This is a genomic window from Candidatus Poriferisodalis sp. (assembly GCF_965215815.1).
In the GTDB taxonomy this organism is placed as follows: Bacteria; Actinomycetota; Acidimicrobiia; order Acidimicrobiales; family Poriferisodalaceae; genus Poriferisodalis.
The window spans coordinates 1,493,032-1,512,648 of record NZ_CBDCEO010000012.1 but is presented as its reverse complement, the minus strand read 5'-3'; the positions used below and the strand labels follow the sequence as shown (position 1 = coordinate 1,512,648).

General features: G+C 66.9%; 18 protein-coding genes. 11 read left to right on the top strand and 7 right to left on the bottom strand.

The window, feature by feature from the left end:
- Positions 1–37: 37 nt before the first annotated feature.
- Positions 38–1,225 (top strand): CaiB/BaiF CoA transferase family protein, encoded by a 1,188-nt coding sequence (locus tag ACOOHB_RS08675; RefSeq protein ID WP_420444386.1) that lies wholly within the window; start codon positions 38–40, stop codon positions 1,223–1,225.
- 10 nt (positions 1,226–1,235) lie between these two features.
- On the opposite strand, the gene ACOOHB_RS08670 is transcribed toward ACOOHB_RS08675, so the two are convergent.
- Positions 1,236–2,477, bottom strand: coding sequence for an acyl-CoA dehydrogenase family protein (locus ACOOHB_RS08670; RefSeq protein ID WP_420444385.1), 1,242 nt, complete (start codon positions 2,475–2,477; stop codon positions 1,236–1,238).
- 94 nt (positions 2,478–2,571) lie between these two features.
- Between ACOOHB_RS08670 and ACOOHB_RS08665 the strand changes: the two genes are divergently transcribed.
- The 4 genes from ACOOHB_RS08665 (at position 2,572) to ACOOHB_RS08650 (ending at position 6,923) form a co-directional block, all read left to right on the top strand.
- The gene (locus ACOOHB_RS08665) at positions 2,572–3,207 is read left to right on the top strand and encodes an NUDIX hydrolase (RefSeq protein ID WP_420444384.1); all 636 of its coding nucleotides are present in this window, start codon (positions 2,572–2,574) and stop codon (positions 3,205–3,207) included.
- Positions 3,208–3,478: 271 nt separating this feature from the next.
- Positions 3,479–4,876, top strand: a complete 1,398-nt coding sequence (locus ACOOHB_RS08660) for an HNH endonuclease signature motif containing protein (RefSeq protein WP_420444383.1) — start codon at positions 3,479–3,481, stop codon at positions 4,874–4,876.
- Between the two features lie 297 nt (positions 4,877–5,173).
- Positions 5,174–6,013: an SMP-30/gluconolactonase/LRE family protein gene (locus tag ACOOHB_RS08655; protein ID WP_420444382.1), complete on the top strand. Its 840-nt coding sequence runs from the start codon at positions 5,174–5,176 to the stop codon at positions 6,011–6,013.
- A 130-nt stretch (positions 6,014–6,143) separates the two neighbouring features.
- The gene (locus ACOOHB_RS08650) at positions 6,144–6,923 is read left to right on the top strand and encodes an alpha/beta fold hydrolase (protein WP_420444381.1); all 780 of its coding nucleotides are present in this window, start codon (positions 6,144–6,146) and stop codon (positions 6,921–6,923) included.
- A gap of 100 nt (positions 6,924–7,023) precedes the next feature.
- Here the strand turns inward: ACOOHB_RS08650 and ACOOHB_RS08645 are convergent, their stop codons facing one another.
- Positions 7,024–7,803 (bottom strand): SDR family NAD(P)-dependent oxidoreductase, encoded by a 780-nt coding sequence (locus ACOOHB_RS08645; protein WP_420444380.1) that lies wholly within the window; start codon positions 7,801–7,803, stop codon positions 7,024–7,026.
- Between the two features lie 190 nt (positions 7,804–7,993).
- Here ACOOHB_RS08645 and ACOOHB_RS08640 point away from each other — a divergent pair, with 190 nt between their 5' ends.
- Positions 7,994–9,355 (top strand): MFS transporter, encoded by a 1,362-nt coding sequence (locus ACOOHB_RS08640; RefSeq protein WP_420444379.1) that lies wholly within the window; start codon positions 7,994–7,996, stop codon positions 9,353–9,355.
- Positions 9,356–9,382: 27 nt separating this feature from the next.
- On the opposite strand, the gene ACOOHB_RS08635 is transcribed toward ACOOHB_RS08640, so the two are convergent.
- Complete coding sequence (locus ACOOHB_RS08635) at positions 9,383–11,929, bottom strand: DNA polymerase (protein WP_420444378.1); 2,547 nt, start codon at positions 11,927–11,929, stop codon at positions 9,383–9,385.
- A 113-nt stretch (positions 11,930–12,042) separates the two neighbouring features.
- On the opposite strand from ACOOHB_RS08635, the gene ACOOHB_RS08630 reads away from it, so the two are divergent.
- Positions 12,043–12,330 carry a HigA family addiction module antitoxin gene (locus ACOOHB_RS08630; RefSeq protein ID WP_420444377.1) on the top strand — a complete coding sequence of 96 codons (288 nt, stop codon included), beginning with the start codon at positions 12,043–12,045 and terminating at the stop codon, positions 12,328–12,330.
- 64 nt (positions 12,331–12,394) lie between these two features.
- Here ACOOHB_RS08630 and ACOOHB_RS08625 read toward each other — a convergent pair whose 3' ends face one another.
- Positions 12,395–13,468, bottom strand: coding sequence for an aminotransferase class IV (locus tag ACOOHB_RS08625; protein ID WP_420444376.1), 1,074 nt, complete (start codon positions 13,466–13,468; stop codon positions 12,395–12,397).
- Positions 13,469–13,600: 132 nt separating this feature from the next.
- On the opposite strand from ACOOHB_RS08625, the gene pgsA reads away from it, so the two are divergent.
- Positions 13,601–14,200 (top strand): CDP-diacylglycerol--glycerol-3-phosphate 3-phosphatidyltransferase, encoded by a 600-nt coding sequence (pgsA, locus tag ACOOHB_RS08620; protein WP_420444375.1) that lies wholly within the window; start codon positions 13,601–13,603, stop codon positions 14,198–14,200.
- A 106-nt stretch (positions 14,201–14,306) separates the two neighbouring features.
- Positions 14,307–15,770: a molybdopterin-binding protein gene (locus ACOOHB_RS08615; RefSeq protein WP_420444374.1), complete on the top strand. Its 1,464-nt coding sequence runs from the start codon at positions 14,307–14,309 to the stop codon at positions 15,768–15,770.
- 32 nt (positions 15,771–15,802) lie between these two features.
- Here the strand turns inward: ACOOHB_RS08615 and ACOOHB_RS08610 are convergent, their stop codons facing one another.
- Positions 15,803–16,213 carry a PIN domain nuclease gene (locus ACOOHB_RS08610; RefSeq protein WP_420444373.1) on the bottom strand — a complete coding sequence of 137 codons (411 nt, stop codon included), beginning with the start codon at positions 16,211–16,213 and terminating at the stop codon, positions 15,803–15,805.
- Positions 16,210–16,416 (bottom strand): type II toxin-antitoxin system VapB family antitoxin, encoded by a 207-nt coding sequence (locus ACOOHB_RS08605; protein WP_420444372.1) that lies wholly within the window; start codon positions 16,414–16,416, stop codon positions 16,210–16,212. Before ACOOHB_RS08605 ends, ACOOHB_RS08610 begins: the two co-directional genes overlap by 4 nt.
- A gap of 95 nt (positions 16,417–16,511) precedes the next feature.
- Between ACOOHB_RS08605 and ACOOHB_RS08600 the strand changes: the two genes are divergently transcribed.
- A complete protein-coding gene (locus ACOOHB_RS08600) occupies positions 16,512–17,414 on the top strand; it encodes a TIGR03560 family F420-dependent LLM class oxidoreductase (RefSeq protein ID WP_420444371.1) in 903 nt (300 codons plus the stop codon).
- A gap of 60 nt (positions 17,415–17,474) precedes the next feature.
- A complete protein-coding gene (locus ACOOHB_RS08595; protein ID WP_420444370.1) occupies positions 17,475–18,326 on the top strand; it encodes a TIGR03619 family F420-dependent LLM class oxidoreductase in 852 nt (283 codons plus the stop codon).
- Positions 18,327–18,355: 29 nt separating this feature from the next.
- Here the strand turns inward: ACOOHB_RS08595 and ACOOHB_RS08590 are convergent, their stop codons facing one another.
- On the bottom strand, positions 18,356–19,600 hold the full coding sequence (locus tag ACOOHB_RS08590) for a CaiB/BaiF CoA transferase family protein (protein ID WP_420444369.1): 1,245 nt from the start codon (positions 19,598–19,600) through the stop codon (positions 18,356–18,358).
- Between the last annotated feature and the right edge of the window lie 17 nt (positions 19,601–19,617).

The following is a 19,617-nucleotide window of genomic DNA, read 5'->3' as shown; positions in this document are numbered from 1 at the left end:
AGAGTCGTCTTGCGTTGGTGGGCGTTACCATCCGGCGATGGGAGCGCTTGACGATTACACCGTCCTCGACTTGGCCGTGTTGGTGCAGGGTCCGCAAGCTGCGGCCACCCTGCACGACATGGGAGCCGCGGTCATCAAGATCGAATTGCCGGGTATGGGTGACCTGGGGCGGGTCATCCCCGTTGCCGCGGACGATCTCCGAAGCCCGTACTACGAAGCGTGCAACCGAGGGAAGCGGTCGGTCACCCTCGACCTTCGCACCCCCGGCGGGAAGAGCACCATCGAGCGGCTCGTCTCCGAAACCGACGTCCTGATCCACAACTTCGTGCCCGGAACCATGGAGGCCTGGGGCCTGTCATACGAACACCTGTCAGCCATCAATCCCCAGCTCGTCTACGCCGCCGGTTCGAGCTTCGGGCCTATCGGCCCCAAGTCCGCCCGCGAAGGGGCTGACATGACCGGTCAGGCCGAAGGCGGGCTCATGTTTGCGACCCGGATCGACGGCAGCCCTCCGATCATCAACGGGGCGGTCATTTCCGACCACGTCGGCTGCCAGAACATGGTCGCCGGCATTCTGGCCGCGTTGCTCCATCGGCACAAGACCGGCGCAGGGCAGCGGGTCGACGTGTCGCTCGTGGGCGGCATGATCTACGCCCAGGCGTCGGAGATCACCTACACCCTGATGACCGGTCGCAACCCGGAACGGAACCATTCGGGCCACGCCATCGTTCCGACCCTGCTCCACACCGTCGGGGCGGCCGACGGCTGGATCCACCTGCTCAGCGGCACCGGACCCCAATGGCCCGATTTCGCCCAATTGCTCGACCGACCCGATCTTGCCGAAGACGAGCGGTTCCTGGCCCTCATGCTGAGCGCCGATGCCAGAGCCGAGTTGGTGGCCATCATCGACGACGTGTTCCCGACCAGGACCCTCGGTGAGTGGGAGGCGACGCTCGACGAGGCCGGGGTTCGCTACGGGCTGGTCCGCGACTACGAGACGATCGTCGCCGATCAGTCGATGTACGACAACGGCTACCTGAAACGAGTGGAACACGCCGACGGCAGCCGTGTGGTGATCGGCACCCCGATCCGCATGTCAGCCACCCCGCTCGAACCGGGCGCCGTCGCGCCAGAGCTCGGTCAGCACACCGAGGAGGTTCTGCTCGAGCACGGCTACACGTGGGATGACATCACCGAATTTCGCGAGCAGGGCGTCTTCGGCTGAGCGAGTCCGATCAGTCCTGTGCGTAGGTGGCGGCGAGGGAGCGAGCGATTCGGTCGGTCTGGATCTCGGTGCTGCCGTCCACGTAGTTCGCGATACGGGCGCCGACGAGGTGATGGCCCCATGGGTACGTACTGCGCAGGCCTTCCGCACCCATGGCCTGGATGCATGCCGCAATGTCGGCTTCGGCGGTCTCGGTGGCGAACTTCTTGGCGTGGGCCGCCGGCAGGATCGCTCCGGAGGCATCGCCGGTGCGAAGCGATTCGGTGACCGCGTCGACGGCCCGCCCGGTGAGCAGCTGGGCCGCCTCGAGGCGGTTCTGGACGCCGGCGAGTTTCCAAGCCAGCCCTTGGTGGCCGAGGATGGGTTTGCCGAATGCTTCGCGCTCGGTGCCGAAGCGCACGGCGCCCGCGAGCGTCGCCTCGACCATGGCGCAGCACATAGCGGCGACGTACGTCCGGGCCCCGTTCACGCCTGACATGGCTGCGATGAAGGCCTGTCCGGGAGGACCAATGAGATCGTCGGCCTCGGCGATGTAGCCATCGAGGCGGAAGCCGCCGGTGCCGATCAGGTGACCGCCCGCCAGCTCGTACGGCGGCAGTCGTTCGAAACCGGGCCGGGTGCCGTCGACGAGGAACGATGCAATGCCGCGGCCCCGAGAGCCCGGCTCGGTCTGTGTGTAGCAGAAGATGACGTCGGAGTGCGCTGCGTTGGTGATCCACGCCTTGGCGCCGTCGAGCCGCCAGCCGCCGTCGACGGGCGTTGCGGTGGTGGCGATATTGGCGAAGTCACTGCCGGCTCCTGGTTCGGTCAGCGCGGTGGAGCCGAAGCGGCGCCCCGCCATGAGATCTGCCAGGTAGCGGTCGCGGTGGGCGTCGTTGCCGAGCTGCGCCACACGCGCTGCGACGTTGCCGGTGTTCACCAGGCTGAAGGCGAACGGCATCGATATGGCGCTGAGCACCTCGACGATGCGGCACTTCTGGGCAAAGCTCATCCCGAGGCCGCCGAGCGCTGTGGGAACTTCCATCGCCAGCAGACCGAGCCCCGACGCTTCCCGCAAAGCTTCGGGCGCCATCCGCTTCTCGCCCTCCCAGCGAGACACATTCGGTGCCACCACCGTGTCGCGGAACTGCGTGACCTCGCCAACGAAGCCTTCGAATGACGCAGCGTCCATGCCGCTGGCTGGATCGTCGAAGTTGCCAGGCTCAGGATGCGAGGCGTCAGGGCCCGCGGTGTCAGCGTCGGCGGCGGTCATCGCGGGGACGGTAGCAGCGGCCATCGCGGCCGAGTCCGCTGCCGTTGGGGGCGAACCCGGAGCCGTCACGCACCGCCGACCTACGCTTCGCCATGTGCTGGGGGTTCCGAGTCTCACCGACGCCTTCGCGGCGCAGCCCCTGGGCGAGGCGCTCAACCACACTCTCGACACCCCGCATCACGGTCCGACCGCCGCAGTCGCCGCGGTGGTGCGAGCCAACGGTGCCAGCCCCGAGATGCTGTTCATCGAGCGGGCAACCCATGACGGCGACCCGTGGTCCGGCCACATGGCATTCCCGGGTGGCCGCACCGAACCCGACGATGACGACACGTTCGACACTGCCGTTCGAGAGAGCCGCGAAGAAATCGGATTCGACATCACTGCGCACGCCGGGGTTCGCTGGCTCGGTCGCCTTGACGACATCGAAGGCAGCCCACGCTGGTCGAACTCCGGGCTGCGCGTGACCCCGCATGTGTGCTGGCTCGACGGTGAGCGCCCGCCGCTGACGTTGAACTACGAGGTGGCCGACGCGCTGTGGGTGCCAGTGGACGAGCTGGCCGATCCCTGTCACCACATCGACTACCACTATCCGCCTCGCCCCGACATGCACTTCCCCGGCATCGAGGTCGCGCACGGCCGGGTGATCTGGGGCCTCACGCTGCGGATGCTGCAGGACCTCTTCACTCGGGTCGGCCATCCGCTGCTGATCGATCTCAGCCCGGCCCGGTGACCAGCCCGGCCCGCTGACCAGCCCGGCCCGCTGACCAGCCGAGCGATGCGGTCAGTGCGGCTGTCGCCGGTCGCGGCGGCCGAGATACCAGCGGCCTTCGCGCGAGCGCTGTGTGGACGTTCAGGTGTTCGACCGCAGACGACGGCCACAGGATGAGATTGAGATAACTTGAAAACTCATAATTAGCTAGAAAAACTTATGTAATAGATCTGTAACAGTTCTCAAGGTACGAAGACGTTCGTAGGGGGCTCGTTACCCGTAGAATGAACGTATGTTCTCTGAGGTGCGGCAGGCGCTTGACTCGCTCGCAGCAGCGCTTGACGGCGTCGATGCGGCGCCCACTGGGGAGCTGCGCGACGCGCTGGGGCTTGCCAAGCCGCTGCGCGCCAAGCTCGAGACGCTGGAGACCGCCGTGGCGTCTCAGATCGCACAGCGCGAGCGACACGGCGACGGCGGTGCCGGAGTGCTGCACCAGATTGCCGCAGTCCCGCGCTCAGACGCGGCGCGCAATGTGCGCACCGCCGCCGAGCTCGAGCAGATGCCCGCTGCCCAATCTGCGCTGACTCAGGGCGAGATGTGCATGGCGAACGCCGCCCGTCTGGCCCGAGCAGCGCGCGACACCAGCCCCGAAGCGGTGCAGGGCGATGCTGATCTCGTGAACCTGGCCAAGACGCTGCCGCCCGACGAGTTCGCCCACGCTTCCAAGCGCTGGACCGCGCAGCACCAGAGCGCCGCGGACCTCGCCGAGCGGCATCGCCGCAACCGGCGCAACCGCAATGTGCGCTTCTGGAACGGCGACGACGGGACCGTGCAGATGCGCGGCTCATTCGATGCAGAGATGGGTGCCCGCATCCAGGCCCGCATCCGTGACGAAGCCGAGCGCCTCCGCCAAGCCGACTGCCGCTTGATGCGCACCCGCCCGGCCGCGAACACCGACGACTCAGCTCTCCGCGATGCAGCACGCAGCAGTTCGACAGGCCACCGCGCAGTGCGCACCCGCGATCAACGCATGGCCGACGCGCTCGACCGCATCCTCGCGCACGCCGCCCCGACGCCCGCCACGGCCTGCGACACAGCCTCGGGCGACACCGCTGCTGGCGACAAGATGCCCGGAAGCACCGAATCCGGCGCTGGCCACGCAGCCCCGAACGGCACTGCGGTATCCGGTGGCGCAGGCTCGGTGGGGCACAGGGGACCGTCCACGGAGATCATCGTGCGAGCCGACCTCGGGGACCTGCTCGACGAGTGCGGCGGGATGGGCGAGATCGCCGGTGCAGGCCCAGTCCCCGCCAGCGTGATCGACCGGCTCAGCTGCAACGCCGACATCTCGGTCGTGCTGTTCGGCAAACAGCTCACACCCCTCTATGAGGCCGCCGCCGGGCGGGCGCCCACCGCGGCGCAGCGCCGTGCCCTGATCGCCCGCGACGGCGCGTGCATCGGCTGCGGCGCAGTGCCCACCGACTGCGAAGCACACCACATCGTCCCTTGGAAGTGCGGCGGCGCGACGCGAGTAGACAACCTGGTGCTGGTGTGCTGGTCCTGCCACGACCGCATCCACGACCACAACTGGCAGGTCGTCGTCTGCGACGGCCGCTACCGGCTGGTGCCCCCCGACGCCTCGTCGCCGCCCAACCCTGCACCCTCCCGCAAACCCGTCCTGTTCGCCTAGTACATGCCACCGCAGCACGGCTGGTGCCTCCCGATGCCTCGCCGCTGCGCAATCTCTCGCTGCGCAATTGCGCAATCTTCCGCTGCGCAATCTTCCGCTGCGCAATCTTCCGCTGCGCAATCTCTCGCTGCGCAATCTCTCGCTGCGCAATCTCTCGCTGTCCCGCAAACCCGCCCCTTCTTGCTCGGGCAGTCGCGATGCGCCAGCACCCGTCGTGTTCGTTAGGGTCCGCACACCGCTGGCCTGCGGGCCGGGGTCGATGGCCGAGCGTCAGGACTTGGAGTGGGGGAGATGTTGATGAGTGCTGATTTCGAGTTGGAGTTGCTGAGTTCGGGATGGGGGCTGATCGAAGGTCCCCGGGTTGACGAGCACGACAGCTTCTATTTCTCTGACGTTCCTAACGGCGGCGTGCGCCGGCGGAGGCCCGACGGCGAGATTGAGGTCGTGGTGCCCAAGCGCCGGGGCGTGGGCGGCATGGTGCTGCACGCCGACGGCGGCGTGGTGGTGAGCGGCCGCAATATCCAGCACGTAACCGATGCCGGCTCGGAGGTGCTGTTCGCCCCTGACGTTGCCGGTTTCAACGACATGCACACCGACGCGCTGGGCCGTGTCTATGTCGGATCGCTGCGCCGCAACCCCTTCGACGAGTCATCGGCGGACGAGCCGGGCGAGCTGTATCGCATCAACCTCGACGGCTCGGCAGAGGAGGTCTACGGCGACGTGCGGCTCACCAACGGCATCGGCTTTTCTCCTGATGGCACGCGGCTGTATCACTCCGACAGCATCCCCGGCCGGGTGTGGGTATCCGATGTGGACGGCGACGCTGTGTCGAACAGGCGGGAGTTCGTGCGGGAGCGCCAGGTGCCTGACGGTTTGGCGGTGGATGTCGAGGGCGGCGTGTGGGTTGCACTGGCCGAAGGCGGCCGGGTGCAGCGCTACACGCCCGACGGCGAGCCGGACGTCGCAGTGCCAGTTCCCGACCAGTTCGTCACCAGCGTCTGCTTCGGCGGCGCCGACATGCGCGATCTGTACGTCGTGACCGGTGGCGGCACATCCGACGGCGGCTGCATCTTCCGGACCCGCGCCCCTGTGGCTGGCGTGCCAACCCCGCTGGCGCGGGTTCGACCGAAGCCATGAGCTCTCAGCACACCGGCTCGATTTCCTGCTCATCCTCCGTCAAGCACGGCGTGCGCGTGCCGACTGGTCCCACGCTGCTGAGCAGGCCCATGAGCGTGGTCGGCGACTGTTCTGTGGTGAGGGAGGCGGCATGAGCAACGTCTTTCGCTGGTCATACGGTGCGCACGACGCACCTGTGCTGGCGTGCCTGCACGGCATCGGCTCGTGCGCCGATGCCTTTCTGGGGCAGCGTCCGCTTGCCGAGCGGCTCGGAGTGCGGCTGGTCTCGTGGGACGCTCCCGGATACCGCTATTCGGCCGATCCCGACGACGCCCCTGGCATCGACGGCTGGGCCGATGCGGCTGCGTCGCTGATTGCCGCTGAGTCCGACGGTCCGGTTGCCGTGCTGGGTGTCTCGTGGGGCGGTGTCACCGCGACCCGCCTCGTCCTGCGGCATCCCGATGCTGTGTCGTCGCTCATCTTGGCCGATTCCAGTGCCGGCGGCGGGACCAAACCCGAACAGGCCGAGGCCATGCGAGCGCGGGCCGCAGACTTCGTCGACCTGGGCGCCGAAGGCTTCGCCGCCGCACGGTCGCAGCGACTGGTGAGCCCCAGTGCGGGCGCCGAGCTGCGGGCGCATGTGGTGGAGATGATGATTCCTTCGATCCGCATGCCCTGCTACCAGTGGGCGTGCGACTCGATGGCCGAGTCCAATCACTACCCGGAACTTGGTCGCATCGCGGTGCCGACGCTCGTGGTGGTGGGGGAGCACGACGAGGTCACCCCGCCACGGGCATCCCAACGGCTCGCGGAGGGGATCGCCGATGCTCGCTATGTGGAGATCGCCGCCGCCGGCCACCTCGCCAACCAGGAACAGCCCGACGCGTTCAACGACGCCATCGCCGAGTTCATCGAGGGCGTGACCGGCTGAACGCTCGGCTTGGAGCGGTCGATCGAAGCGGTTGATCGAAGCGGTTGATCGAAGCGGTTGATCGAAGCGGTTGATCGTCGCGGTTGATCGCAGGGGTGATTCAGCGAGGGGGCAGCCGGATGCCGCCGTCGACGCGGATCACCTCGCCGTTCATGTACGGGTTGGTGATGCACTCCATGACCATGAACGCCAGCTCTTCGCCATAGCCGAGTCGCTTGGGAAACAGCACGCTGCGTCCGAGGTGGGCCTTGAATTGGTCGGATTGCTCACCTTCGCCATAGATCGGCGTGTCGATCAGGCCGGGAGCGATGGTGTTGACGCGAATGCCGGTGGCGGAAAGGTCGCGGGCGATGGGCAGCGTCATGCCCACCACACCGCCCTTCGAGGCGGAGTACGCGGCCTGGCCAATCTGACCGTCGAACGCGGCGACCGAGGCCATGTTCACGACGGCGCCGCGGGATCCGTCGCCGTCGACGGGTTCGGTCTTGGCCATTGCGGAGGCAGCTTGGGCCAGCATGTTGAACGAGCCGATCAGGTTCACGTTGATGACGAAGCGGAATTGCTCAAGATCCATCGGCACGTTGTTGCGGTCGATGGTGCGCCCAGCGCGGCCGAGCCCAGCCGAGTTGACGAGCGCCCGCAGCGGCCCCATCTCCGACGCGGCATCTACCGCTGCGCTTGCGTCGTCAACGCTGGTGACGTCGCATCGCACGAACAGCCCGCCGACCGACGACGCCACCTCGGCGCCGAGGTCTTCCTGCAGATCGGCGACAACGACGTGCGCGCCGGCATCGGCCAGTTGGCGTGCACTGGCCTCGCCGATTCCCGACGCTCCGCCGGTGACGATGGCTGAAGCTCCGCTGAGGTCAAGACGGGGCATTTGGTCACTCTCCTGGAATGGTGGTGTCGGCTGTGGCACGTATCACGACGTCAGATCCGAGCCAGATTGAAGCTAGCGCCGGCTGCGAGACGCTTGCCCGCAACGCTGGTCACACCACGTCCGCGCCCCATTCACCGACGCAGACGAACCGGTAGCGTCGTCATCCGGCTTGTCCGAAGGGGCCTGAGGTATGAGGGAATCACGGGCGACGACGGCGCCCGGCGGGCATGCCCAGCCCCCTGCCGATAGCGACGGCCAAATCAGGGCACCGTCGGAGCCCGGACCGAACGATCGCACTGCGACGTTCGCAGCGCTGCATGTTCCGGCGTTCCGAGCACTGTGGCTGAGCGGGGTGTTCTCCTTCATGAGCATCCAGATGCAGTTTCTGCTGCGGGGGCTGCTGGCGTGGGATCTCACCGAGAGCGAAGGGGCTCTCGGCATCGTGTACTTCTTCTTCGGGCTCACCTTGGCGGTGTCGACGCTGTTCGGAGGGGTGGCCGCCGATCGGCTCTCGAAGCGACGCCTCATGATGGTCGGTCAGTTCTTCCTCGTGCTGACGGCGCTCGGGATGGGCACGGCCCTCGCGACCGGTGTCATCCAGTTCTGGATGCTGCTCGTCTCCAGTGCCCTGCAGGGCCTGATGTTCGGCCTGATCGGTCCGGCTCGCATCTCGATGACAACCGAGCTTGTGGGCCGGGAGCGCCTGGGCAACGCCATCACGCTCTCGTCGCTGTCGTTGAGCGGGAGCCGCGTGATTGCTCCGTCGCTGGCGGGAATACTGGCGGGAATCGCGCTGTTTGGCCTTGCAGGCGCGTACTTTGTCTCGACCGCCATCGCGACGCTGAGCTTCGTCTTGCTCTTCCAACTCCCTGAGACACATCGATCGCGGGCAGCCGAAGGCGACGAGTCGCAGATCGCCCGCTATTTCCGCGCCAAAACGCTGGCAGAGATCGGGGAAGGAGTCCGGTATGCGATGAGCCGCCGCGAGCTCCGCCGGCCGATACTGACGTCGATCATCGTGGTCATGTTCGGCTTCAACTACGTCGCATTCATGCCAGCGCTTGTGGAAGGTGTCTTCGGCTACGGCGATGCGTACGTCGGGTTCATGTCCGGGGTTGCGTCGGTCGGTGCTGTTGTCGCTTCGATACTGCTTGCGTCGCGCGCTGACTCGTCGAGTGTCGGGACCATCTTGATCGGTCTGGGATTTGGCTTCGGCGCCTCGGTCATCGCCCTCAGCTGGGCACCGAACTACGCAGTGGCGATGCTGATCGCGGTGGCCGTCGGCGCGGCATCCACCGGGTTCATCTCATTGATTCAGACAATCGTCATGCGTTCCACCGATGAGGCCTACCAGGGCCGCGTCCAATCGCTGGTACAGCTGCCGTTCGCGGCGTTCGCCATTGCAGCTGCGCCCTTGGGTGCGCTGGCCGAATGGGTCGGCGTGCAGCGCATGTTCTTGACCATGGGCATTGCCGTAACGCTTGCCATGGTGGTCTATGCGATGACTCGTGTCGGCAAGAGCCAGCGCTCGCAATCGGTGGACGTTGCATAGGCGTCGCGCGCCGAGCCGGTTGCGTCGTCAGTCGATCTGTTCGAGGATTGAGGTCTCCGACAAGCTGGTACGGATGTCGGTGTCGGCCACCGTGGGCACGTCGGGGCACCAGCGCGACATCGCTTCTTCCAGCGCTGACTTGACGTGGGCGGCGAGAGCAGCAGCATCGTGTTCGTCGCACTCGATGACGACGCTGTCGTGGACGGTCTGCACAGCGACGGCAGACCGATACTGCTCCAAGACCTCACCCAGCCGCCCATAGGCGTCGAGCATGACGTCGGCCACGCCGCCTTGGATCGGCGCATTGCGGTAGGCGTTTGCCATCTGGCCGACTCGGGTGTGCAGCGCGCGCTGCAGCAGAAAATGCTGGTCGGCTTCACCCATCGAAACGCCGACCTCAACGACCACCGCGCGCCGCACATGCCTCTGCTCGAGCACCTTGTCAACGGCTGGGCGCAGAGTCCCTCCCGACGAAGCTGTCGGGGGCGCGAGCTCGAGTCGCTCCAGCACCCGGCGCCACACCTCCGCGGGGCGAGGCTTGGTCGAGCAACCCACGACGGCTGCGGCTTCGCCCAGCACCCAGTCCACCGAGAACGTGAACTGCTGACGGCGCCCAGCCGGCGTCCGGGAGCTGAACGTCAGCGGCGAGCCATCGGACCGAACGATCACCGGCGCCGCGAACGACAGCGCCCATGCCACCTCGGCGACATCGACGTCACGCAGGTCAATCTCCCCGCTCTGTGCGAAGCGACCTGCGTCGATTGCAGCTGCCTGATCCGCTAGGAGCACTGCCTCGTGAACCTCTTCTGCGCTGTGATGCCGACGCTGCTGGTTGCGCAGCGCGCGGCGGGCCCCATCGGTTCGAGGCCACAGCCCATGCAGTTGCAGCGTCAACGGCCAATCGGCATCGAGCGAGGTGGCTGCGAAGTGCCCGATGAAGCGGTCGCGCTTGTCCACCCACCGCGCGATGCCGGGGTAGGCGCCCAGATACGCCTTGATGAGCGCGTCGGCTTCACCGCGACTGGTGGGCACACCCGCATCGGTGAGCCCACGCGACAGCCCCGCTCCGCGCTGCCCGTACAGAATGCCGAAGTTGATGCGCTTGGCCTTGGTGCGAAATTCCTCGTAATTAGGCCGGTCGAGGGCGCCGAGTCCCGCAGGACCGTCCATCTGCACGCCGAACATTCGCTCGGCGGTGGCGGTGTGAATGTCGTGCCCTCTCTCGAATGCGGCCCTCAAGCCCTCGTCGCCGGCGAGCTGGGTGGCGAATCGCAGCTCGGCTTGGCTCAGATCGGAGTACACGAATACCCGCCCTGGCGACGGCTTCATGTACGGCTTCAGGCGCGGAGTGAAGTTCTGAGCGTTGGGATTGCGGCTGGCCAGCCGACCCGTGTTGGTGCCCACCACCTGCAAGTACTCCGGATGGAGACGGCCGTCGGACCACAGATGTTCGCCCATTGTGTGCCCATAGGTGCTCAGCGTCTTGGACAGGTCGCGGTAGGCCAGCAGCGCGGTGCAGAGTTCGCCGCCGATACCTGCCAGCACCGACGCGCCCAGCGAGTCGGTGGCCGCCAGCGGACGGGCGCGGCCGTCGGTCTTTGCGGTCCACGCCTCGACCCGGTCGGCAGCGAAGCGACTCAGCACGTCGCGGGCTTGTTGCTCGCTGTCGGGATTCCAGTTGGGCTCCAGGCCTCCGCCGAACAAGTCGGCCTGCCCGCCGCCGGTCAGGTTCGCCAAGTGGGTGAGCACTTCGACTCGCCGAGATGCCAGCTCGGCCAGCTCGGCCTCCCACCCTTGGATGTCAAACGGCAAGCCCGCCCGCTCCATGCGGTCGAGGAACGGGCGGGCTGCCTGCTCCAGCCGGCACACCTCTTCCAACTCCGCCTCGCGCAACCGGTCACGCAGGACTTCTGACACCCACAGGGTCTCTACGGCGTCTGCCGCGGCGTACGCCACCTGGCGGTCGCTCAGCATTGCGTCGGCGGAATAGGACAGCTGCGTGGTGGCCTTGCCTTCGACGCTCAGTCCCAGATAGCGCTCGGCTGCCCAGGCCAGCCCGTGAAAGAAGCTGAACCCGGTCAAGCCTTGGTGGAGCAGAGCATCAGCCAACTGCGCGTCCCACCATCGCAAAGATCCGACTGCTGCGCCAGCCGCGGCGGCTGGCTCCATGAGATGCGTGTCGATGACCCGATCGTCAAAGGTCGCGTTCCAGGCGTCCGACGCCAGATCTGGCACCCGAAGACCCTCGTGCAGTGCCGTGGCCAGCTCAGACCCGTCGTGCCGAGCGACATCGACCACCCAGGCGCACTCGGTGCCATCGGGAGCACGGGTCGCCGCAGAGATCACGCGCAGCTGGGGGACCTTGCCGCGCGGGCCCGATTCGCGAGGCTCGTACACCGTCTCGGTGTCCATTGCGCGCGCTGCGGATCCGCGGAGCGCATCGACGAACTCGCCCAGGTTGTCTCGACCCACGACCGTGATCGGCACCGCGGCGGGATCCTTGGTCGGCGCCGGACGCGGATCGAGCCGTCGGATGTCGGTTTCGGCGACGGCGACATCGGCAGCGCGGTCCACGAGCGCACCCTAGGACGGCCCTGTGACAGCCACCCGCCGGGCCGAGGCCAATAGCTTCGAGGACGGATACGCGGCTGAAGTGAACTATGTCGACTATCACTGAGGAGCCAGTCATGCCGATGCAGAATCCGCCCCATCCGGGCGAGATCGTCATGTGGGAGTGCTTGGTGCCGCTGGGCCTGACCGTCAAGCGGGCAGCGCTCGGGTTGGGCGTCACCCGGCAAGCGTTGTCGAGTCTCGTCAATGGCCGCAGCGGCGTGTCGACCGAGATGGCCTGCCGGCTGTCCGCTGCGTTCGGCTCGACGCCCGAGACATGGCTGCGTTTGCAGATGGCCAATGACCTCTGGGAAGCCCGAGAGCGGCTCGCGTCGGTCAAGGTGGAGCGCTTTTCGGCCGCGTGACTTCATTCCGTGACCGCTAACAGCACCACACGCGTTCAGTCAGCAGATCGCTTGTGCACCTCGTTCAGCCGCGGTACTGCACCTCGATGAAATCATCTGGCGGGCCAGTGCCCGATGCAGTCTCGGATTCGATGATTTCGTGCAGTCGTTTCGCCACCGGACCCACCTTGCCGTCGCCGATCGGGGCGCCGTCCCACTCCACTACTGGGAAGACGTGCGTGTCGCCTCCGGTCATGATGAGTTCGGCGCCGGCGCGAGCTTCGGTCGCCCGCAACGGCCGCTGCTGCACGTCTCGCAGCAGCCCGTCCTCGTACAGGGGCCCGCGGCCCAGATCCAGCAGGCGCCGCATGGTGGTGCCATGCAGGATTCCCTCGAATGGGGGAGTGACGAGCACGCCGTCGTGGCTCACGCTGCACACGTTCAGCACGCACGCTTCGGCGATGAAGCCGTCGTCGTCGACGATGATGCCGAACGTGCCTCCGCCGTCGGCCGCCTCAAGGTGGGTCAAGACGTTGAGCAGGTAGTTGTTCGACTTGATCTGGGCGAGCAACGGCGGCTTCATCGGCGTATCGCGCACCGTCGCCTCGCGGAAGCCGTCCCTCATCGGATCGAAACCGCCTGCGCCGAAGCTCATCGGGTCGAGCACGACGCAGTAGAAGCAGGGCTCCTCGCACTCTGCCGGCATGAACGAGAACCCACCGGGTCCGGCTGTCAGCCAGTAGCGGACGATGCCGTCCCGAGCGCCCGATGATGCAGCGGTGTCGGCAACCATCGCAATGAGTTCGTCGCGAGACCACGGGACCTCGAGGCGGGCTCCCGCTGCACTCGCCAGCAGCCGGTCGATGTGGATGCCGAGCCGGTACAGCCGACCGTTCACGAGCGAGCACGTGTCGAAGACACCATGTCCGCGGTGGACCATGTGGTCATCGAGCGGCACGGTCATCACCGTCGGATCGGTGACGACCCCACCGAGATAGGAACTGAACATGGCGTAGCAACCGCGCTTGCCCTGGCGCTTGGCGGCCATCCGTTCGACGGCTTCGGAGGCACTCAAGATGCGCTGGGCCGGACGCAAGGCGGTGCCTGACTGGTCCGGCGTGGCGGTGTCGCCGTCCCCCGAGACCGTCCGCAGCGCCACGTGCCGATACTACGTGGACTGCCTCACCCGGCTCAGGGAGCCTGTGCCGACCTCACCGCCGCAACACCCAGCCGGAGGGGAATGTCCCCTCGACGTCCCCCTTCTGCTCCGCTCGCGTAGCCTCGCAAGGCGATGGCGGTTCCGGATGGGCCCGATGCGCCCCCGACGTTCGGGCCGACGGCACTGGTGACCCCGGCCAATCTCGTGACGGTCGCCCGTATTGCGGCCTCGCCAGTATTCATCGCGATGATCGTGTCGTGGGGGGCTCGGTGGAGCACCTTTGCTGTCGGTTTCGCGATCGCCATGACCGACTACCTGGACGGATGGCTTGCTCGCCGTCACGGCAAGACGCGCGCTGGCGCCTTCCTGGATCCGCTGGCGGACAAGGTGCTGGTGCTCGGCGGGCTCGCCGCGCTCGTATGGAACGGCCAATTCCACGCAGCGCCCGTCATCATCATTGCTGCGCGGGAGCTGTTGATCAGCGTCTACCGGTCACGTGCCAGCCGCAAGGGCATCACGATTCCCGCCACCCAGCTCGCAAAGTGGAAGACGTTCACCCAGTTGTGGGCCATCGGATTCGCCGTCATGCCACCCTTGGCGACTCACGTGCACTGGCTTGCCACGCTGACGCTGTGGATCGCCGTGGCGCTCACGGTCTGGACCGGCGGGGCCTACCTGCGCTCGGCCCGCAGCGTGGCCGCGGCACAGCTGGGCGAAGAACCCGCATCCTGAGACGCAGGGCGCTGCGCTGGACAGCACCGCCCGGCATCCAGCGGTCGTGTATGCGTGCGTACCTTCGCACTGTGCCGGTTGCCCCCTGCGCCTAGGGTCACCCGATGTGAAGACCGAGATCATCGCCGTCGGCACTGAGCTCTTGCTGGGTCAAATCGTCGACACGAATTCCTCGTGGATGGGTGAACAACTCGCCTTGGCCGGTATCGACAGCCACTATCAGACGAAGGTGGGCGACAACTTCGACCGCATCGACGCGTCACTCCGGCTTGCGCTCGATCGCAGTGACGCCGTCATCGTGTGCGGCGGTTTGGGACCCACCCAGGACGACATCACCCGCGAGGTGCTTGCCACGGTGATGGACGCCGAGCTGGTGCTCGACGAGCAGATTGCCCAGCGCATCCGGGCCATGTTCGCCAGCCGCAGCCGTCCGATGCCCGAGAACAACTTGCGCCAAGCCATGGTGCCGACCGGTACGACGCCGATCCCGCAGCAGCCCGGTACCGCACCCGGCTTGGTGGCGCCGATCCGGTGGGTGCCCGGCGTGGGAGCGGTGCCGCCTGGTGCCGCACCTCCTGACGGTGCTGAGGTGCTTGACCGGGTGGTGTACGTGGTGCCGGGTGTTCCCTATGAGATGCGCGAGATGCTCAACGGCACGGTGCTGGGCGATCTGCAGCGACGCGCCGGCGTCAGCGCCACCATCGAGAGCCGGGTGCTGCGGACGTGGGGCCAGAGCGAGTCGGGGCTTGCCGAGATGCTGGCGGGTCGCATTGACGAACTGGACGAGGCCGGCAACCCGACACTCGCGTTTCTCGCCAGCGGCATCGAAGGCATCAAGGTACGGATCACCGCCAAAGGCGCTGATTCGGCCGAGGCATGGCGCCTCATCGAGGCTGAACAGGCAGTGCTGGAGCCGCTGCTCGGGGATCTGGTGTTCGCCTATGACGACGACACCATGGAGACGGCGGTGCTGGCCGAACTGAGCCGGCTCGGATTGACGCTCGGCGTCGCAGAGACGATCACCGGCGGCCGCATGGCGAACCGCCTGTCATCGGCAGAGGCCGCCATGCGGGCCGGTACCGCGCTGGGTGGCGCCAAGCTGGGCGACCCCGGATTGGCAGCCGCGGCCGGCGGCGATCATCCGGATCTGTCGGGCCCACGCACCTTCGCTGGAGGCATCGTGGCCCGATCGGAGCACTTGGCCGAGTACCTGCTCCATGCCGGTTCGTCGGAGGTGTCGCCGCTGGGCGACGATCTCGTACCACCGCTTGCGTCGACCGCCGGTGCCCAAGCGCTCGCACGGGCTGCCCGCTTGCGCACTAGCGCCAGCGTGGGATTGGCCGTCACGGCCGTCGAAGACCAGGCCTCGGCGACGGCCGAGCACCCCTTCGGCACCGCCTTCCTAGCCGTATCGATCGCCGCGCAGCCCGCGCATGGGGATGTGCCTGCGGTGGCGCACCGGGACAAGGCGGACGAGATCCGCCTGCCGGGCGACCGCGAGCGTCTCGCCGACTACAGCGCCATCTCGGCGCTGAATCTGCTGCGACTGATGCTGGCTGGCCGCCGCTAGCCCCGGTCACCCGAGGACGACCGAAGTGGTTTTCAGACGGATCCTCGCGGGACAACCCATTCGGTCGTCTGGCCGGTGATGTCGGCGATCCGGTCGTAATCAGCGTCGTAATGGACGAGGGTGAGACCGTGTACTTCGGCGACCGCCGCGATCAGCAGATCAGGCAGCGGAAGACGATGCTGGCTGCGCCGAGCGAGGAGGTGCTGGATCTCGAGCGCTCGATCGGTGACCGATTCGGTGATGGGAAACGATGACAGGGCGCCTCGCTCGGCACGGATCTCCTCGTAGTCCGTACGGGACCGCGCGCTATAGAGCACCTCTAGGTCGATGATCGGACACGTCGCCACGTATCCGTCGACCAAGAGCGGAGTCAGCCGGGCCGCGACCGCAGCGTGATGCATGCGCGCGTACGCGCTCTTGTCCACCAGATAGAGAGGTTTCAACGCCAGGCACCGGCCATGACCTCATCATCGGCGATGTCGGTGCCGTGACGGCCAGCAATTCGGCGGGCGTGTCTCAGTCGCAACTCGGCTTCGACTGTGTGCTTCAGTGCTGCGTTGACCGTTTCCTTCATGGTTGACGCGCCAGTGATGCGGCGCGCCTGCTCCAGCAGTTCGTCGTCGATGTCAACCAGACGCTTGGTCATGTACCTGAGTATATCCAAGCTACGTTGCTGGTATATCTCGACTGCCTCGACTCGTTATCGTGCGCGCCTGACCGGTGCGGTGGCAGGCTGGTCCGATGCGATTCGGATTCTGGACCAAGAACGACCAACAGACGTCAGCCATCATCGAGTGCTGTCAGCACGCTGAGGCCACCGGCTGGGACGGTCTGTGGTTTGCAGATCACTTCATGCCCAACGAGGAGAACGTCGACCAGCCGGTCCACGAGGCCTGGTCGGTGCTGGCCGCGCTCGCAGTGGCTGTACCGCGGGTGCGCCTCGGTCCGCTGGTGGCGGGCAACACGTACCGCAGCCCGGCGCTGACGGCCAAGATCGCCGCCACCATCGACCACCTCTCCGGTGGCCGAGTGGTGCTGGGCATCGGCGCGGGCTGGCAGGAGAACGAGCATGAGGCGTACGGATTCGAGTTCGGGACGCTGCGCAGCCGCATGGACCGCTTCGACGAGGCGGTCGAGATCATATGCTCGCTGCTCGGCAACCACCGCACCAACCTCGACGGCGAGCACTACACGGTTACCGAGGCTCCGCTCGACCCCAAGCCGATTCAGTCGCCCATCCCGCTGCTCATCGGCGGAGGCGGGCGGCGCCGCACGCTGCGCACGACGGCCCGCTGGGCCACCGAGTGGAACTACTGGGGAATGCCCGAAGACATTGCCGAGCTGTGCAGCGTGCTGGATGGGCACTGCGAGGCCATCGGTCGCGATCCCAGCGAGATCAGCCGCTCGGCGTGCGCGCTGCTGTTCATCGGTGAGGACTCGGCCAAGCTGGAGCGTTTCCGTGCCATGGACCTCGGTCGAGCCACCATCGTGGGCACTCCGGCGGAGGTCTGCGAGGTCGTCGAGCAGTACCGCCAGGTGGGGGTGGACGAGCTGATCATTCCCGACTTCACCTTCGGTCCGATGGAAGCCAAGAAGCACTCCATGGACCTGTTCATCAAAGAGGTGGCGCCCAACTTCCGCTGATCGCATCGGCGGAGCGGCGAACGAGATCGTCACCACGGCAGGCAACGAGAGGGGAACACAGTGAAGATTGGACTGTTCCAGATAAATATGGGGGCGCTGGGCGACGCAGCTGGCCCAGCGGGAGCTGGGCGTATCGCAGTGGCCGCTGAGGCAGCGGGCTTCGAGTCCGTGTGGACGGGGGAGCATGTGGTGCTGCCCGATCCGCAGGCGCCGCCGTCGCCGCTGCCGCCGTTGCACCCGATGCTCGATCCGGCGGTGGCGCTCGCCTATGTTGCGGCGCTCACCAGCGAGATCAAACTGGGCACCGGCATCATCATCGTTCCCCAGCGCAACCCGCTGGTCTTGGCCAAGGAACTTGCGAGCGTGGACGTGCTGTCGGGCGGGCGGCTCCTGTTCGGCGTCGGCGTCGGCTACTTGGGCCCGGAGTTCGATGCGCTGGGCATCCCGATGGCCGACCGGGCCCGCCGGACCGAGGAATACATCGAGGCCATGCGAGCCATCTGGTCGATGGACGCGCCCGCCTACGACGGCGAGTTCGTGAGCTTCTCGAACGTGCAGGCCCGCCCCCGGCCGGTCCGCCAGCCGGGCCCCCCGGTGGTCATGGGCGGCCACACAGCGCCGGCATACCGCCGCGCCGTCACGATGAGCGAAGGCTGGTACGGATTCGCGCTCGACTACGACGGCACCCAGAACTGCATCGAAGGCTTGTCCGAAGCCGGCACCCGCTACGACCGCCCCACCGAGCTCGGGCGGCTCGAGATCACCGTCACGCCCCGGGTGCGGCCGACGACTGAGATGGTGGAGCGCTTCGCCGAGATGGGCGTCGACCGGCTCGTGCTGCTGCCCAACGGCCAGACCGTCGACGAGATCGCTGCCTTCGTCGACCACATCGGCGACACGCTCCTGTCCTGAGAGCGCGATGTCGTCGCTGGTGCGTTTCGTCAGCGGCGTGAAGGGGCGGACTGACGGAAGATGGGCGGTCCGGCCGAAACCACGCCGTCGGCTTCGAGTTTGTCGATCGCCTCGTCGTCCAGACCGGCCAGCTCCGTCAGCACTTCACGATTGTGCTGCCCGCGGTCGCCAGCGACGGCTCCAGGGCGGGCACCGGAATCCGCATCGGCAAAGCGCCACGGCGACTGCGGGACGGTAAGCGGCACCCCCGCTTCGCCGGCGGCAACGTCTACGAAGGCACCTCGTTCCCGGGCCCATTCGGTTTCGGCCAGCTCGGCCACAGTGCGCACCTCAGCGGCCATGACAGACTTCACGCCGATCGCGGCTTCCACGGCCTCAGCGCTGTCAAATTGGATTACCCACTCGGCGAAGATGGCCTCGATCTCGTCTCGGTGATGCACCCGGTCCTCGATGCGAGCGAAACGGGGGTCGACGCGAAGATCTGGACGATCCATCGCTGCAGTGATCACCTTCATGCCGAAGTTGGCCGTGAGATCCAGCGTCACGGTGACGTGCCGGCCGTTCGACAAGGGGTAGACCGCTGCCCAGTTCTGCCCGCCCTTAAAGCCGATCTGCGGGTCCTGTCCGGTCAAGTCCGTGGCAGCCAGGTCATTGCACATGAGCGTGCTCTCTGCCATGGACACCTCGACGGTCTGCCCGTGCCCGGTGCGGTGCCGCATGTGCAGGGCGGCCAGCACTGCGCCGAGCGCATGAAGCCCGGCGTAGGTGTCGGCATGTGACATCGGATCGTTGCGGTAGGGCTCGTTGCCGCGTCGGCGCGCCACCATCTCGGTGACGCCGGCCTCGGCGTGCAGGATCCCCGCAAAGGCGCCGCGGTGGCTGCGGCTGTTGCCATGGCCCCAGCCCGACACGGAGGCGACGATGATCCCGGGATTGACCTCGGCAAGCGCATCGAACCCCAAGCCCAGCTTGTCGAGCACGCCCGGGCGGTAATTCTCAAGCACGATGTCGGCCTTGGGGACCATTGCCAAGAGCACGTCGCGGCCAGCGGTAGTCGTGAGGTCGAGCGACACGCATTCCTTGCCGGCATTGAACTGTGCGAAGTAAGCCGAGTGGCCATCTACCTGGGGCACGATGAAGCGGGTCAGATCGGCGTCGGGCGGCTCAACCTTTACCACCCGGGCACCGAGATCAGCCAGCAGACGGCCGGTGATCGGCCCGGCGACCGCACGGGTCAGATCCAGCACCAATACATCTTCGAGCGGCCGTTCCACGGCGTCTGACGATAGAG